A 15,993-nucleotide genomic window follows, 5' to 3' on the forward strand; every position below is an offset into this window, starting at 1 on the left:
AAGATTCATGATGAAAAAACTAATTCAGATATCGATGTTTTGTGCGGCAGGTTTCCTGGCCGCCTGTAATAAGGATGCCATCAACAACTCCAATGCCCCTACGATGGACCAGATCACCAAAAATCCCACCATCCCCGAACTCAATAACCTGGTAACTGGTACCGAGTCGGCTATGCGGGTAGACTTAGATCTGTACATTGAAACAGTGAGTGTGATCGGCCGGGAGCTTTACCGTTTCTCTGCTTCCGATACCAGGTGGACGGGCGAGGTGTTGGGCTTTGCCGATTTTACACTCGACCCTACTTCATTTTACGGGAACCGTCCATGGGTATACCGTTACAGCACGGTGCGTAATGCGCTGTTGTTGATCAAGGGTGCCAAAAACTCCAAAGCTATTGCCACAGAGCAGCGTAATGGTTATTATGGATTTGCTAAAACCATTATCGCGTACCAATTATTGCTGAACCTCAATCTTACGTACCAAAACGGCATCCGCACGGATGTGACGGATTATCGCAAGCTGGGGCCGATTGTAACTAAGGATAAAGCACTGGAGGATATCGCCGCCCTGTTGGACGAAGCAGACGCAAACCTGGCTGCTTCTGACTTTACTTTTGAACTGTCTTCTGGTTTCGCCGGTCTGGACGACGAAGCAGGTTTCCGCAAGTTTAACCGCGCGATAGCCGCCCGTGTAGCTGCTTACCGGGAAAAATGGGCGGATGTGCAAACAGCACTTAACGGTTCGTTCCTGAACCTCACTGCAAACCCGGATAATGGCGCCTTTCATGTATACGCATTAGCTGCCGGCGATGTAATCAACCCCTTGTATTTTCCGCAGAATGAAAATGGTGAAATTCGCGTAGTACATCCTTCTTATATCACCGATATGGAAGCCGGCGACAACCGTATTGCCAAAGCAGCATTGCGTACTACACCAGCCAGCGAGGCCGGACTTACCGGTGCTTACGACTTCTGGTTGTATAAAAGCGAAACGGACCCGGTATCGATTATCCGCAACGAGGAACTGGTACTGTTGTATGCCGAAAGCAAAATTCAGCTTAATGCCCTCACCGATGCCCGCGACGCTTTAAACCAGGTGCGCGCATGGCATGGTCTGCCTGTATATTCCGAGGCCATGACAAAAGAAGCATTGCTGGACCAGCTGCTTAAACAGCGCCGTTATTCATTATTTGGAGAAGGCCACCGCTGGGTGGATATGCGCAGGTACGGCCGGCTGGCGCAATTACCTAAAGACCGTGCGAATGATGATGTGTGGGAGCAACTGCCGTTGCCTTTGTCGGAAGGAAGTGGCAAATAAGTAAGTTTTCTCATCTATGCCATAATTGTAAATAAGGGTGTCCCCGCAAAGGGACACCCTTTATGTATCTTACAGCGATTCTGTATAACTTTTGAAATTGTCGAGGATAGCCTGCCAGCCTGCCTGCTGCATCTCCAGCGGGTTAGTGCCTTCAGGATCGAAGGTTTCCGTCACTTTGGTACCTTCGCCATCCTGCGTAAACAATACTTTCACCTTACGGCCGTCAGACATGTCATAAGCAATCTCTTTGTGCAGTTCTACTTTGGAGTATACACCACCGAAATCAAAACTCATGCTGCCGTCTTTCGCGGCCATCGTGGAAGTGAATTTGCCGCCGGTACGCAGGTCGTTTTCTGCAAATGGCGTATGCCAGTCTGGCGATGCGTTGTTCCATCGCATAATATGTTCAGGGCTACTCCATACTTCCCATACTTTGGCAACGGGTGCGTTAACAGTACTTTCTACAGTAATTGGGTTTCTTGTTTCCATTTCTTTTAATTTTTAACACCATAAAGATAGGGTGCTTTTTTGGCGATAGAGGTGGCTGGAAACGACGAATTGGGGGGGCGCAAACGACAGTTTTACAAATAGATTTTGCCTCCGGGCGAAGGTGTATTGTCTACTACCACTTCCATTTTTTCTGCGTCGACTAACAACCCCAGTTCCAGTAAAGGTCCGGAACCAAGATAAGGTGGTGTATCGCCGGGCAAAATAAGCACATTACAGCTTATTTCGCGCCCCAGGCAGCTAACGGTCAGCGGTCCGGCAATATTACAAAACTGCACCTCGCCATTGCTCAATTTCACTTCCTTAGCTGCAATCACCGGCAATTTCAGCTCCGCCTGCCAGGCCTCGTTCAGCGCCAGCGAATGGAAACTCCTGTTCACCAGGACCGAAAGCGGAATGGTTCTACCTGCATGTACAAGCGTAATGCTGGCATAAATAATATTACTCATCAGAATATCGATTGCCAGCTAAAGATATTCAATTTGTTTTTAATGAATGTTAAATATATGGGACCAGCTCCGGTACTGCTATTTTGCCGCCGTTGTGTCACTCCCTTCAGCTGTTTGAACATTATTGGGCAGAAACTAAGCACCACTGCCCGCGTTAGCGGGCACACAATATAGTTTAGCATCCGCAGCGTCTCGCACTACGCAATCACCTGTTGTACCGCGCAACAAACCTAAAGGTCACTCCCTTCAGCGGCTGGAGCAGTATTGGGCTGTGTATACACCGTATGGCAAACTAACAATATGGCCTATAAATGGAAAACCGGATACCACGGTAACCGCATCAACTGAAAAAGGAAAATAAAAGAGAAGAGGAAGAAAAAGCCGTTTTCATAACGTGAAACCTATAATATTGGCGAAACGGCTATAACGTAAGAGCAGCAAGATAAATAATTGTTAAATATCCACCATCCTGCTCTATCCTGTTTCGGGAAATAACACCTCCTGCCCCGGCAGTCGTTACTTACCGATGATTGCCTGAAGCTTAAGTGCGGCCTCGTTTGCGGGATCCAATTCCAGCGCCCGGAGGAGGTTAGCCCTTGCTGAACCTGTATCTTTCACCGCGAGGTTACCGGAGGCCAGGCTGGCAAGAATAGCGGCATCCTGAGGATAGTGTACCGCGTTGGTCCGGAAAGCGACCATCGCCTGATCCGGTTTCCCGGCGGCTTTCAATAGCAGTCCTATGCTATTTAATTCGCTGGCGCCGGAGGTTTTAAGGCCAGCAGGGAAGTTAAACTGTCCCAGCGGGCTGTGAGGCAGCCTGTCCATAAAGTACTGCCCGGCGGCATAGCGGGGCGTGTAAGCAGTGCCTTGCACAATAGCCAGCAGGTCTTTCTCCAGGCTTTGTACAGGCGCTTCTATAATCCTGCCTGCCTCTTTTCCATTGCTATTGACGACGAACGTAGGCACGCGAAATATATTCAGCCCGGCCTCTTCGTGTCCAGGGCTCTGTTTATAAGCTTCTGCGGTATTATCAACCGTAATGATCGTAAGCCGTTTCTCCGGGAAGCCGGCTGCTGTCAGTACATGTATAAACCGCGGCACTTCCCGGCGGCTATCGCCACACCAGGTGCCCAGGAAAACGGTGATCTGTTTACTTGCCAATAACGGTTTTAGCAGTTCGATGGTGGCGGTATCGGGCGTATAACCATTATATTCTTTACTGTACCACTCGTTAAACGGGGCCTTTTCCAATGCGGAAACAGGTTTTTTGCCGAGCAATTTATCCGTAGGGGTAATTTTATTTTGTGTGGTAACGGGCTTGGTGCTGTTGCAGGCAGCAACGGCCATCATAGCACAAAGCGCTACCATGATATATAGTTTCATGTTATCAGGAGTTAAGTGAAATAAAGAGAAGACATGTATATACCGCTAAGCGGCAGGGGGACGTAATGCGGGAATTGTCCAGCCTTCGGCAAGGACAGTAACGTATACCGGGAAACAGGAGGTATTAATAGCGTTAAGTAACGTAAAGTCGTGTGGGGTAATGAGTTCAAATTCAAGCGGACATTCTTTTGGAAGCGGACTGGTTAGTCCTTTGGCATAACCTGCTTCGGCCGATGCTTTTACCAGGTGTTCGTCGCAACCGCAATCCTCTTTGCCAAGCAGTACTTCCTGCTGCCATTTACACCAGGCATAATTGGCCAGCCTGCCCGTATGCAAACCGGTAAAAAGCAGGAGAAACAATATGGAGAGCAGGCGTCTTTTCAAGGAAGCATAAATAATGAGCAGGAAGATACGAAAAAAAAGAACGCCGGCTATTCATATCGCCGGCGTCCCGCTCCTTATAAACTTTCGACCTTATAACCTGCCTCCTGTACGGCCAGTTTCACCGCCTCTGCGTTTGTATCTTCCGTTTCTACCGTAAGTATTTTATCGGGAGATGCGGTGTCTACCTTCCAATGGTCGTGTCCTACTACTTTATCAAGAAAAGGAGTAACGGTAGCCACGCAGCCACCGCATTTAATATTGGTTTTGAATTGCATTGTTTTCATCTTATTTGCTGATTTTTAATAAAAGACTGTTACTGACTACTGACACAGAACTTAACGCCATGGCCGCTCCCGCGACCATCGGGTCAAGTAAGAAACCATTTACCGGGTACAGTATACCTGCCGCAATGGGTATGCCAACAAGGTTATAGATAAAAGCCCAGAAAAGGTTTTGCCTGATGGTACGCACTGTTCTGCGGGATAAGTCAAGTGCCCTCGGAATACTGTTAAGGTCGGATGTGATGAGTGTCATTTTTGCTACGTCCATGGCAATGTCGGAGCCTTTGCCCATGGCAATACTTACATCGGCCTGCGCCAACGCCTGGCTATCGTTGATGCCATCGCCCACCATGGCTACTACCCTGCCCTCTTTTTGTAATTGCTTTACAAAATCGGCTTTGCCGCCTGGCAACACTTCCGCTTCATACCTGGTAATGCCCACCTGTTTGGCAACAGCAGCTGCCGTGGCCGGATTATCGCCTGTCAACATGAACACGCTTATACCGCGCTGCTGTAAAGTAGCAATGGCCTGTTTCGAGCCTTCCTTTACTTTGTCCGCAATAGCGATCAGCGCCAGCACCTTATCGCCTGCTGAGAAAAACACCACCGTTTTAGCCTGCTGCTGCAGCTTTTCTGCTTGTGCGCGTATAGTCTCATCCACCTTTACTAACTTACTATTGCCTACTTTGTACACCACCGTTTCATGTAATGCCTCCACCCCCTCACCAGTAATGCTCTGGATATTAGTGAGCTTTACGGAAGGCAGCTGCCCGGCTTCGAGGTGTTTTACTACGGCGTTGGCCAGCGGGTGTTCCGACTGGGCCTCTATTGCCCGTAAAATGCTTTTATACTTCACCGTATCACCATCTGTAAGAAACAGCAGATCGGTTACCACAGGTTTACCTTCGGTGATAGTACCTGTTTTATCAAGTATCACCGCATCTACGTTACGCGCTGTTTCCAGGCTTTCTGCATCTCTTATCAATATATGCTGTTCGGCCCCTTTGCCCACCCCCACCATCACGGCGGTAGGTGTAGCAAGACCCAATGCACACGGGCACGCAATCACCAACACTGTGATAGAGGTCAGTAACGCATGTGTAAAAGCATGCTCCCCCCCAACTATCATCCAGGTAATAAAGGTGAGTATGGATATGCCGATCACCACGGGTACAAATATTCCTGCAATACGGTCTGTTAGTTGCTGTACGGGCGCTTTACTGCCCTGAGCTTCCTGTACCATCCGAATGATTTGTGCGAGTACGGTATCGGCACCTACTTTCTCTGCCTTTAGCTGAAAACTGCCTTTCTGGTTAAGGGTGCCTGCAAATACTTTATCGCCCTGGAGTTTGGCTGCCGGCAGTGGTTCGCCGGTGATAGTGCTTTCATCTACATATGAACTGCCGGAAGCTACTATCCCATCGACCGGTATTTTTTCACCGGGCTTCACCAGTAGTATGTCGTTTGCTTTTACGGCACTCACTGCTATCTCTGCCATATGGCCGCCCTCATGTACAATGGTCACCGTTTTCGGCTGTAATCCCATCAGTTTCTTCAATGCTGATGAGGTGTTAGACTTTGCCCGTTCTTCCATCAGTTTACCTAACGAAATAAATGCAATGATAACAGCCGCTGCCTCGTAGTATACATGCGGATGTAATCCACGCGTATGCCAAAACTGCGGGTAAATGGTATTAAACAGGCTGAACAAAAACGCGATGCCTGTACTCAAAGCCACCAGGGTATCCATATTGGCTTTACCATGCCGTGCCTGCTTAAATGCGTTGACGAAGAAGCTGCGCCCCAGCCACAACACAACGGGCGCACTCAGTGCCAGCATGATCCAGTTGGCATAAGGCATGTTCATGAAAAACATACCAATGATCACTACCGGTAACGATAAAACGATGGCCCATACCGTTCTTGTTTTTAATTGCTGATAATGCGCCTGTTGAGCCGCAGCCTGTTTCTCCTGCCGGTTTTCCGTATCTATCAGTAAATCGTAACCAATACTGCGCACCGCAGTTTGTAACGTTTGGGGATTGGTTTGTTGGCTGTCGTAGCTTACCCAGGCGTTCTGGTTCGCGAAGTTAACGCCCGCATCTTTTACCCCGGGCGATGCCTTTAGCATCGACTCTACGCTTACCGCACAGGCGGCGCAGGTCATTTCCAGTACGGGGAATGTTTCTTTTGTGATATGTTGGGCCATTGGTTCCTTTGTTTAAGGCAAAGTTACCATGGGGACAGGCAGCAACCGTTATACTTAAGGGAGTATGTTGTATAAAATTCAGACCTTATCCAGGGGTATACGGGGTGTGCCGGCGCCAGACTTATACTGTGAAGGTGTTAAACCAGTCACCTTTTTAAACTGTTGCGAAAGGTGTTGTACGCTGCTATATCCAAGACTGTCGGCTATTTCGCTGAGGGTTAACTGGTCGTATACCAGTAGTTCTTTTGCCCGTTCTATACGTTGCTGTATGGTGTATTTTTCTATCGTTATACCTTCCGAAGCGGAGAACTGGCTGCTCAGGTAATGATAATCCATGTGCAGCTCGCCAGCCAGTACTACAGACAGTTTGGTATTCATTTCCTCTCCTTTATTGTGATGAATGAGGCGGATAATGATGTTTTTGATCTTCTCGATAAGTGCTCCCCGCCTATCATCAAGCAGTTCGAAACCTAAGCCGGTAAGGCGCTCGCGTAACTGCACCATCTGCTCTGGCGAGGGCGTGTTTGCCAGTTCCACATCGCCGAGCTTTACCTGCTTATACGTTATGCCAGTATCGTCCAATTGCTGACGAACCACCATAATACAGCGGTCACAAACCATGTTCTTTATGTTCAGATGTGTCATCCTTCAAAATTAAGGATAATTCGCGTATGCGAAAAAGGGCGCCCCAAAAGGAGCGCCCCGGCTATCTTTATCAACCTTAATAATTAGTCCATGGTCAGCGGCACCATTACATACGGCGCTTTCGGACTGAAATCCTTTTTGCCGGCACCCAGCGCTACCGAAAGTCCATCAATGCCTTCCCGGTTAGCAGATTTAGGGCTCAGCGCAGCTTTGTTAGCGGCCTCCAGGTATTTCTTCGCCTCTTCGTTGTTGTCGAGAAAATATTTCACTACTGCTTTAGTGTAATACAGCCCTTCCAGTGCATACTTGCTCTGGTTATTAATTTCATTTTCGCTCATCCAACTGTCGAGGCGTGCCAGCAGGGCTTTGTTGCCCTTAACCAACTCTGCTGTTTTACCGGCAAAACTGGCTTTATCGGCCAGGGTGTAAAAGCCGGAGGTTTCTATAAAGTTGGCGTATACACTATAATCGCCGGTGTTTTTGTAATACGCTTCGCTGATGATCTTACCGAATATCTTCCAGTCGTGTGCATCGTAAACAGGTTTTACTTTGGCCACCAGCGCTTCAAAGGCCGCTTTATCTTTTTTAGAGCCCAGCTCTCCCGCTTTTTTACTTAGCCGTGTATATACCGTGGTGCCTACCTGACGCGCACCATAAGCGTTGGCCAGTTCTACAGCATGGTCTATAAAGTAACTAGCATATTGCTCGTCCAGTGCGCCGAAACCGCGCACCATCATCAGGTAACTCAGTTCTGAAGAAAGGTCCTTTTGCTCCGCCATCCATTTATTGATTAGTTCTTTGCGGTTGGGCGACTGCTCGGTGGGTTTCTTGAAGTACAGGTCGTTGTACACTTCAGGATAAGTAATATCCATAGAGTTGCTGAACTTCTTCACTTTACCAGCCTTGCCATTGGCGACTACTGTTTTCAGGTTTTCGAGGAAGCGTGGTGCGCCCATAAAACCGCTGCCGGCTTCAATAAGGCTACCATCAGGATTGATGTACAGGTAATGTGGGAAGCCACTGGCGCCATACTTACGGCTCAGTAATTTGCCATCCATTTCTACATTAATGTCTGATTTGTAGCAGATGAAGTTTGCGTTCATGTACGCGGCAACGTCTTTTTGGGCAAAGGTTTCGTCCACCATTCTTTTACAGGGCATGCAGCCGAGAAACCAGAGGTCTACAAACACTGGTTTGTTTTGTTGTTTGGCCATAATCATGGCGTCTTTCCAGGCACCATGAACAAATACGGCGGTGTCCTGCGCGGCAACGGCCACAGGCACCAGCAGGAACAATGCGGAACGAAAGATCGTTTTTAACGCGGTCATACTAGTTGGTTTAGAATAATAAATAAACATACCCGCCACGGAGTGCGGTGTATACATAGATCACTAAAAAATTAAAATAATGGAAGCGTGGTGCTTACATAGATCACGGAGCAAAAATAGGGTTAAAACTGATTCGGCAGCTATGTTCCATCATTTCTTCGCACCGCCCGTCCGTAAAAAAGTCCGGCGCTGCGAAGAGGCAGCGCCGGAGGTAATATTTTATCTTTCCCTGGAGATGATACCATTGACGACCCACTGGTAACCGAAGGTAAACAGCATAGCCAGCACCAGCGGCAGGGTAAAAGGATCGTTTACAAGCAGGCTTGCGGCTACGCCCGCCAAACCTAATACACCTATTGCAATCGTTATACCGCGGAGTATCCACCTGTTCCTGGGGCGCTCGGGGCTTTCCATGGTAGCTACCGGCAGTGTAAGCATTGCGGTGGTAAGGCACAACGGTAATAACCACACCCAGCCTGCTAAAGCATAAGCTCCGCCGCTTAAGGCTGCGATCAGTAGCAATCCTCCCACGCATTCGGCAATACGCATTTCCTTTTCTGACAACAGGTAACGGCCATAGGCGTTAAACCGAAGAAACAGGTTACTGACAGGACCGATGAGCCAGGTAGATAATATAACGACCGACAATATCACATACAATACCGGCGAAACCTGGTTAGCAATGCGGGTGAGCAGGAATACGCAAACCAGTATCACCCACTGCATACGATTACTCTGCCTGCCCATGAAAAAGCTGTATTTCAGGAACATGCGGTACAGCCAATACTTCGATTTAATCGCCTGCACCATTCCATTACGCGCCCAATCGAGATTGGGGTCGAGGCGCAAGGCCTCGCGGAAATGTGTAAGCGCTTCGTCCTGCTTACCCGACTCCAGGTACTTCCAGCCCATGTTAGCGTGGGTGTAAGCATTCTCCGGATTACTTTCCAATGCAGCCCGTAAACCGGAAAACGCATCGTCTTTCTGATCGAGGTTGTACAATGCGTGCGAACGCATGTTCAGGCACAGTTGGTCGGTTGGGTCGAAGGCCAGGCCTTCTTCTGCTTTTTTTAACGCTTCGGCATGGTTGCGCTGCAGCAGCAATATCTGGCTCCAAACGCCGAAGTAATGCGGAATGATGGGATTTAAGGCCACCGCTTCTGCAATAAATTCGCCCGCCTGTTTGTAATCTTTTTTATCTAAGAGTAAGCGCGATTTCAGGTAAAAAAAGCGATCATCATCCGGCGAAATGCTCAATCCATTTTCGATTACTTCCTCCGCGTCTTTATACGCATCCATCTGCAGGTGGCACAATGCCAGCAGGTAGAGCGCTTCTGTGTCGGTAGAATGCTCGTATAAGTGTTGGTGTAAAGTTTTGATGGCGTCGCTGTAACGGCTTTGTTGTACCAGTATACCTGCACGCTCTAATAAAGCTGACATGTCTATTTCTTGATGTTGAGATACTTTAATACGTCGTCGTACAGACCTGCTTCGTTTGAATACAAGGCGTAGTTACGGGCGGCGTTGAACCACTCACGCGTAGTGGCTTTATGATTTTTTACTGCTTTGGCCAGTTCTTTTTGTGTTACGGGCATGGCGGAACCGGTTTCCAGCGCTTCCATGAGTTTTTCTTCCACTGCCACGTCTATCACACATTTCAGGTCGGCTCCGGAAAAACCTGCCGATGCTTTGGCCAGGGAGGCGTAGTCTACGTCTTTCACCGGTTTATCTTTCAGGTGGATCTTCAATATTTCCTCACGCCCCTGTTGCTCTGGCGGTTCAACGAAAATGATACGGTCGAAGCGGCCCGGGCGGCGAAATGCCGGATCGAGGTGCCAGGGAGCATTGGTAGCACCGATGATCAGCACATTTTCGTTATCTGCCGCAATACCGTCCATTTCGGACAGGAACTGGTTGATCAGGTGGCTGGCACCACTGTTTCGCATAGAGGTACGATTGGCGCCCAGGGCGTCTACCTCATCGAAAAACAGCACGCAGGGCTTGTTGGAACGGGCCATTTCGAAAAGAGAATGAAGGTTCTTTTCGCTGTTACCGATCCACATGTCGAGTACATCGTGTATACCAACATTGATAAACTCCGCGTTTATTTGTCCGGCGGTAGCCTTTGCCAGGTATGTTTTACCGCAACCGGGAGGGCCGTAAAGCAGTATGCCGCCGCCGGCCTTTTTGCCGTAGGCTTTAAACAGATCGGGGAACTGAAGGGGTTTAATGATCTTTAATTCGATCTCCTTTTTCTCTCTTTCCATCCCTCCTACGTCCGAGAAGTTGATATCTGGTTTTTCGAGCATAAACAGGCGTTCGGTTTCTTCATCATCCTCCATGTCCATATCAGTGAGCGATACGCCCTGTTGTGCCGTACGAAATAGCCCATCCAGGGTATCGTCGCGGAAACCGGGGTTGAGCTGCAGCAGGTGCTGGTATATATCGCGGGCTTCGTTCATGTGGTTTTCCTTTACCAGCGTGCGGCAATGAAGCAGCAGGGCATCAAAGTTGCCCGGGTCCTGGTTCTCCAGTTGCTCTAACACCACCACGGCGGCCGAGTACTTTTGCTGCTGGTAAAAGGTACGGGCCAGGCCCATCTGCGCCTCCCCGTTATTGGGCTGCAGCTCCAATACCTTGCGGTAATGTTCTTCTGCCTGCACGTATTCAAATCCCTGGAGCAGCATCTGGGCCACATGCAGCCTTAACGGCACATTGTCCGGCGAAACCTGCAGCGCTTCCAAAAGCTGTTTAATCATTTCTGTTGACATCACGTATACTATTCGTTAAACTGGGTGTAATAATAGGGATTTCGCCGGTAAAATTACAAAATAGCGGCCATGTGCGGGCAGGACAAAAAAAGGCCCCGGCCATGCGCCGGGGCCATCAGCAATGGATGAAAGGGCCTATTCGCCTGTTTCGAGGTATTCGGTAACGATGCGGCCCACCCGTAATTCATACTGGTAGGGCGATGGCACCTGGTATTTGAGCGAAAATGTCCATATGTTGGTATCAGCGGTGGTAACCCGGTCCCAATTGGGTAAAGCCATACCATCAATATGCTTTTCTCCGCCGGATAACTGGTATTCTGAATAAACGTTGTTGGTGTGGTTGTGACAGGCTGTACCCACTCCCATTACGACTTTAAATGCAAAGGAATGGTGGCCCGGGCCTACCTGAAGGTTAGTGAAAATGGGTATTTCTGATGATATACTGCCAATCTGCTCCATGTAAATGGACAAATTTATCCCGTTCTGGGGCTGCTGTTCGGTATCTATATGGCCATAACCTTCGATGACCAGCACACCTCCGTCTTTTTTAGCGACCAGCTTCTGACAATAAACGGCAAAAGCCCGTTTGTAGTAGCTGGTACCATTGAGTGTGGTGTTAAAACTGTGCAAAAATTGCGAATTCATGTCTATAGCATAGGAGTTGCTGTTTACTGATAATACCATACCTGCATTGTTTTTGATAGTTGTAATGGAGAGATGCTACCCGCAATATGCTCCGGATACAGTTGCGGGGACGTGTTGGCCCGGCCGTACAGGCCATTAGGCCGGGCATACGTTGCATCTTCAAGAGTTAACATGATGAAGGTAGCCGCCTGCCGCGCATTGTACGTGTGCAGTAAACTTCATCTTAATTGAACCAGCAGGGTTTTTAAAACGTTTATTACAGTATATTTATACCAGGCTTAATACCAGTAACTTACAAATGAAGCTATCTCCCCGGCAAAGAAAATGGTTAAAAGGATTTTTGATATTACTGGCCATCCGCCTGGTCATAGGGCTCATTCTCTATTATATCATTGAATACCGTTTCAGAGAGGTGATTCAGGTGCTGGTGCACCGGGAATCGCACGGCAAATACCGTTTTGATGCCGAAGATGTTGAATTCTCGATCTGGAAGAAAAACATCCGGCTTAAAAATGCGACCATGACCGCGGTAGACACTTCCGAACAGGTAACCCGCTACCAGGTTAAGATACCCGAAGTATACCTCGCCATCAGCTCGTGGAAACAACTAATATTTCATAAGAACGTGCAGGTGGATAGCCTCAGCATCATGCTGCCGGATGTGCAAACCCTGGCAGCATCAAAAGCCGCCCGCAAAACAGGCGTTACCATGCAAACCTCGGAAATATTACAGGTGCTTCGCAAAACGATGCACCATTTGCATGTTCGCAAGTTCAACCTGCACAGCGGCTCCTTTAGCTACACCAGTTCTGTAGCACCGCCATTTCGTACTAACCAGATCAACCTCAGTGCCACCAACTTCGGAGGCGACTCCACAGATCACCGCTTCCTGTTTGCCGACGATGTGGACCTTACGATTACCGATCAGCGCTGGCTGATGACCGGCGGACTAAAAGAGATCAAGTTCCGGCGCCTGCATTTCTCCGGGAAAGATCAGTTCTTCCAGGCCGATTCGTGCCTGATCGTTACGGTGCCGCATGATGGTAAAGCAGGTATGACATTGAGCGTGGACAAATTGTTCTTCAAAAGCACCGACCTGGCTGCAATTTATGAAAGAGACGAACTGATACTGGATACGATCATCTGCTATCACCCCGTAATTACCCTCTCACCTCGAAAAGGAAATCGAGATAAAAAAGAAAAAAGTGATACCGGCTCTATTATACGGCAGTCGATGTCCAACTTATTTAAAGGTATTACACTGAAGTATGTTGATGTGCGCGAAGGACAAATTAAGCTCGATTATGATTCTACTCGCGACGCCAGTTATGCTACAGAACGTACCAGCCTTAAGATCTACAATCTTCATATACAGCATGAAAAACGTCCGCATCTCACTACCGATAGTATAGACCTGCAACTGAAAGGCATTAGTTTTTATACGGCCGACAGCATGTATAAAATGACGATCGATGAGTTGATGTTACAGCGCCGCGACGTACTGTTCAGCAACGCCGTATTCACCCCTACTGAATTGAACCGTCAAAAGAAAGGCCTGTCCTTTACAGCGCCCAAACTGCGGATGACGAACATCAACATAGAAGACCTGGTGATGCGTAAGCTCTCTGCCGACAGTGCTTTCCTGGAGTCGCCGGTAATCAGGTTCTATGCAAATAAACGGTCGAAACAAACTAACGACTCCAGCTTTTCCATCAATAACTTTTACCAGACGCTAAACGGCGTTGGAGAACTACTGAAGGTAAGTACGTTCAACATCTCCAACGGAAAGGTACAGTATACGCCATTGGGCAGGGGAAAGGAGAAGGCGCTGGTATCAAACATCAATGCCAGTTTCTTTTTGCATGAACTGCTAAAAAGCGATTCGCTCATCAATATCAAACAGGCGATTGCCCGGCTGGACATTGACCGGATAGATATAGACCTGCCCAAGCTGTCGCTGCGCGCAAAAGATGTACGCATTAACGGCACACGGGGCCTTACCAGTCTTGATGATTTAGACCTTGATTTAGGCAATAACATTCATGTAACCGGCCGGCAGATATTCTGGGCCCACCTCAACTGGGATGCTTTGCAGCGGGACAATAACATCATTGCCGACTCGGTACATGTAAACAGTCTGACCGTTGACATCGGGCATAAAACCACGCGGAACAAAAAGAAAGCGATGCCCGAAATACGCATCCGCAAAGCAGGTATCGAAAAACTCAGCTTCGATGGCGCACTGGCGCACAATGGTAAGCTCGGTTTTGGTGCAACAAAACTGTTTGTAGATGGCCTGCAATCCGAAGGTCAATATCTTAAATGGATACGCACAAGAGGAAGAGTAAGTGATGTGCGGTTCAGCAACGACCAAACCACCGCCAGCGTTAAACATATATTGCTCGATACGAGAAATGAAAGCCTTATCAGCGAAGCGGTTTTCCATTCAGCCGGGGCAGATGTGCAGGTGCCCAGCCTGAAGTTCAGGGGGGATATAAGATCTACCGGCATTACACGGATCGATATACAACAAATGCAGGCAGAAGCTCCTGTGATTGCCATCAATGCGGGCAACGGTAAAAAAACAACCAAACCGCTGAACATTCCGCTGGATATAACGCTGGAGCATATGCTGGTGAATAACGGCCGTTTCCTGTTTCATGGTAACGACAGCCTGGAAGTACAAACGGGAATTAATATAGACTTACGAAGATTATCTGCCAATAAAAATGGCCCCCAGGCATTACGTTACGCACAGATCGATGTGACACTGCCCTCGCCGGAACTGACTGGTAAAGCGATGCAGGCAAATGCCGGCAAAACCAGTATCAAACTGAGTAATGGGGCCATTGCCCGCGACAGGTCGCTGGTAACGGACATAGCAGCCGCCTGGCGCCAGGCGCAATTTCATATGCAGGGAAAGGATAGCATGGAGCTGGGCCTCGACGATATGAACGGCGATCTTCTTTATGCAGGATTTAAACATACGCCCGGCAAAGCAGTGAACTGGGCGGCCTTTCTCGATAAAACGAACTTCCAGACAGGGCCGCTGGACTGGCACAACAAGAACAATATGGCTCATGTTGATAATATCGGCTGGAGTGCGGAAGGTCAACACCTGCGGGTTGACAGCATCCGCTTTCTGCCGCATGATAGCCAGACCACGTTTATTGCAGCCCATAACTATCAGCAACCTTACCTGGCATTTACTGCATCGCAGTTGAACATGCAGGGCCTCCGTGAACAAGACAGTACCTGGAAAGTGCGAAGGGTAACACTTGACGGCGCGCAGCTTACAACAGCCAAGGACAAACGAAAACCAATGCCTCCCGGCCCTGCAAAACCAATGTTAACACAGTTAATGCAGCGTGTGGGCCTCCCCTTTCATGTAGATTCGTTGCTCGTGCGGGACGCGCTGGTATTAACGGAAGAAACATCTCCCAAAACGAATATGACCAGTCATATTCCGGTGGAGCATATTACAGTGCTGGTGCGTAATGCCGGTAATCGTCATGCCTCCGCGGCCGACAGCCTGATTATTATCGCCCAACTACAACTGTTTAATAACCAGATAAAGCGATTGTACTATAACGAGTCGTTTGCCGACAGTCTGGCGGGCTTTACCTTACAGGTAGCGGCCGCGCCGATGTACCTTCCCAACCTTACTCATATTACTGCACCCCTGGCGGGCATCGGTGTAACCCGGGGAACCGCCGACACCTTGTATTATCGCGTGCATGGCCACCAGTATGCAGCTATCGGTACTATGTATTTCGTTTACAATGATCTTCGTATCAACCTGTTTAATTTGCCCGATACGACCCGCCGTACCCTGATCACAAAAGTGAAGAACTGGGCAGCCAATTTACTGGTGAACAAGCGGAATAGTAAAGATGCATTCATTTTCTACGAACGGAATACGGATAAAATGTTCCTGAACTACTGGATTAACAGTACACTCCGCGGATTGATGGCCAGCGCAGGCCTCAGGAAGAACAAAAAGGCCTTTATGCGCTATATGAGGCGTACCGAAGAAGATAAAATCCCCTGGAAGACAGAATAATTTGCAACAT

General features: G+C 48.6%; 13 protein-coding genes. 2 read left to right on the plus strand and 11 right to left on the minus strand.

Annotated features, from left to right (window positions below; translation table 11 throughout):
• Nucleotides 1-7 precede the first annotated feature (7 nt).
• Nucleotides 8-1,318, plus strand: a complete 1,311-nt coding sequence (locus QZT80_RS16570; protein WP_295124352.1) for a RagB/SusD family nutrient uptake outer membrane protein — start codon at nt 8-10, stop codon at nt 1,316-1,318.
• Nucleotides 1,319-1,387: 69 nt separating this feature from the next.
• Here the strand turns inward: QZT80_RS16570 and QZT80_RS16575 are convergent, their stop codons facing one another.
• From QZT80_RS16575 to QZT80_RS16625, 11 genes are all read right to left on the minus strand, one after another.
• Entirely contained in the window at nt 1,388-1,807 is a 420-nt protein-coding gene (locus QZT80_RS16575) for an SRPBCC family protein (RefSeq protein WP_295124355.1), read from the minus strand.
• 92 nt (nt 1,808-1,899) lie between these two features.
• Nucleotides 1,900-2,274 carry a hypothetical protein gene (locus QZT80_RS16580; protein WP_295124358.1) on the minus strand — a complete coding sequence of 125 codons (375 nt, stop codon included), beginning with the start codon at nt 2,272-2,274 and terminating at the stop codon, nt 1,900-1,902.
• Between the two features lie 516 nt (nt 2,275-2,790).
• Entirely contained in the window at nt 2,791-3,657 is an 867-nt protein-coding gene (locus QZT80_RS16585; protein ID WP_295124361.1) for a hypothetical protein, read from the minus strand.
• Between the two features lie 45 nt (nt 3,658-3,702).
• The gene (locus QZT80_RS16590; RefSeq protein ID WP_295124363.1) at nt 3,703-4,041 is read right to left on the minus strand and encodes a hypothetical protein; all 339 of its coding nucleotides are present in this window, start codon (nt 4,039-4,041) and stop codon (nt 3,703-3,705) included.
• Between the two features lie 74 nt (nt 4,042-4,115).
• Nucleotides 4,116-4,325, minus strand: a complete 210-nt coding sequence (locus tag QZT80_RS16595; RefSeq protein ID WP_295124367.1) for a heavy-metal-associated domain-containing protein — start codon at nt 4,323-4,325, stop codon at nt 4,116-4,118.
• A 1-nt stretch (nt 4,326) separates the two neighbouring features.
• A complete protein-coding gene (locus QZT80_RS16600; RefSeq protein ID WP_295124370.1) occupies nt 4,327-6,531 on the minus strand; it encodes a heavy metal translocating P-type ATPase in 2,205 nt (734 codons plus the stop codon).
• Between the two features lie 78 nt (nt 6,532-6,609).
• Complete coding sequence (locus tag QZT80_RS16605; protein ID WP_295124373.1) at nt 6,610-7,176, minus strand: AraC family transcriptional regulator; 567 nt, start codon at nt 7,174-7,176, stop codon at nt 6,610-6,612.
• A gap of 83 nt (nt 7,177-7,259) precedes the next feature.
• The gene (locus QZT80_RS16610) at nt 7,260-8,504 is read right to left on the minus strand and encodes a DUF255 domain-containing protein (RefSeq protein ID WP_295124376.1); all 1,245 of its coding nucleotides are present in this window, start codon (nt 8,502-8,504) and stop codon (nt 7,260-7,262) included.
• A gap of 219 nt (nt 8,505-8,723) precedes the next feature.
• A complete protein-coding gene (locus tag QZT80_RS16615; RefSeq protein WP_295124379.1) occupies nt 8,724-9,944 on the minus strand; it encodes a tetratricopeptide repeat protein in 1,221 nt (406 codons plus the stop codon).
• Between the two features lie 2 nt (nt 9,945-9,946).
• Complete coding sequence (locus tag QZT80_RS16620) at nt 9,947-11,263, minus strand: AAA family ATPase (RefSeq protein WP_295124382.1); 1,317 nt, start codon at nt 11,261-11,263, stop codon at nt 9,947-9,949.
• A gap of 147 nt (nt 11,264-11,410) precedes the next feature.
• A complete protein-coding gene (locus QZT80_RS16625) occupies nt 11,411-11,959 on the minus strand; it encodes a hypothetical protein (RefSeq protein ID WP_295124386.1) in 549 nt (182 codons plus the stop codon).
• 259 nt (nt 11,960-12,218) lie between these two features.
• Here QZT80_RS16625 and QZT80_RS16630 point away from each other — a divergent pair, with 259 nt between their 5' ends.
• Entirely contained in the window at nt 12,219-15,983 is a 3,765-nt protein-coding gene (locus tag QZT80_RS16630; RefSeq protein WP_295124389.1) for a hypothetical protein, read from the plus strand.
• Nucleotides 15,984-15,993: the final 10 nt, after the last annotated feature.

It is taken from the genome of uncultured Chitinophaga sp. (assembly GCF_902168175.1).
Taxonomy (GTDB): domain Bacteria; phylum Bacteroidota; class Bacteroidia; order Chitinophagales; family Chitinophagaceae; genus Chitinophaga.

Excerpts from the sequence above, each read along its gene's own strand:
- QZT80_RS16600 (WP_295124370.1), bottom strand. The coding sequence starts at position 6,531 with ATGGCCCAACATATCACAAAAGAAACATTCCCCGTACTGGAAATGACC.
- QZT80_RS16585 (WP_295124361.1), bottom strand. The coding sequence starts at position 3,657 with ATGAAACTATATATCATGGTAGCGCTTTGTGCTATGATGGCCGTTGCT.
- QZT80_RS16605 (WP_295124373.1), bottom strand. The coding sequence starts at position 7,176 with ATGACACATCTGAACATAAAGAACATGGTTTGTGACCGCTGTATTATG.
- QZT80_RS16610 (WP_295124376.1), bottom strand. The coding sequence starts at position 8,504 with ATGACCGCGTTAAAAACGATCTTTCGTTCCGCATTGTTCCTGCTGGTG.
- QZT80_RS16630 (WP_295124389.1), top strand. The coding sequence starts at position 12,219 with ATGAAGCTATCTCCCCGGCAAAGAAAATGGTTAAAAGGATTTTTGATA.
- QZT80_RS16615 (WP_295124379.1), bottom strand. The coding sequence starts at position 9,944 with ATGTCAGCTTTATTAGAGCGTGCAGGTATACTGGTACAACAAAGCCGT.
- QZT80_RS16620 (WP_295124382.1), bottom strand. The coding sequence starts at position 11,263 with ATGATTAAACAGCTTTTGGAAGCGCTGCAGGTTTCGCCGGACAATGTG.
- QZT80_RS16580 (WP_295124358.1), bottom strand. The coding sequence starts at position 2,274 with ATGAGTAATATTATTTATGCCAGCATTACGCTTGTACATGCAGGTAGA.
- QZT80_RS16595 (WP_295124367.1), bottom strand. The coding sequence starts at position 4,325 with ATGAAAACAATGCAATTCAAAACCAATATTAAATGCGGTGGCTGCGTG.
- QZT80_RS16625 (WP_295124386.1), bottom strand. The coding sequence starts at position 11,959 with ATGGTATTATCAGTAAACAGCAACTCCTATGCTATAGACATGAATTCG.
- QZT80_RS16575 (WP_295124355.1), bottom strand. The coding sequence starts at position 1,807 with ATGGAAACAAGAAACCCAATTACTGTAGAAAGTACTGTTAACGCACCC.
- QZT80_RS16570 (WP_295124352.1), top strand. The coding sequence starts at position 8 with ATGATGAAAAAACTAATTCAGATATCGATGTTTTGTGCGGCAGGTTTC.